The sequence below is a fragment of the Lutibacter sp. B1 genome (genome assembly GCF_012524075.1).
Taxonomy (GTDB): Bacteria; Bacteroidota; Bacteroidia; order Flavobacteriales; family Flavobacteriaceae; genus Lutibacter.
In genome coordinates this window covers 1-349 of record NZ_JAAZUI010000181.1, presented here as the reverse complement: position 1 = coordinate 349, position 349 = coordinate 1, and the positions used below count along the sequence as shown (strand labels likewise).

General features: G+C 31.8%; 1 protein-coding gene. It reads left to right on the top strand.

Features of this window, described 5'->3' with window-relative positions:
• Positions 1–195: 195 nt before the first annotated feature.
• Positions 196–349: helix-turn-helix domain-containing protein (locus tag HGB55_RS15735; RefSeq protein ID WP_168817822.1), on the top strand; the 154-nt coding region annotated here is incomplete at its 3' end.

Below are 349 nucleotides of genomic sequence, written 5' to 3'. Positions count from 1 at the left end.
CCGTTTATAATCAATGCTTAGGTTTGGTCAAGTCGAGAAGTTTTCGCATTTTTATACAGCAGATTTTCCTAGCGGAAAATCAGCCGCGTACTTTAACGCACTGAATCATACACAAACACGTTGGCAATAATTAAAAAAGATGATGGTCTATTCAATAACTTAACGCAACAAATCTAAATTTATAGATTTGTAAATATGAGTTTAAAACACAGACGACTTTCACTTAAAGAAAGAATCAAAATTGAGACACTTTTAAACGAGAATAAATCCAAAGCTTATATCGCTAAAACTTTAAACAGATCTCGTTCAACTATATCTCGTGAAATCAATAAATGGATTCAAGATCCTA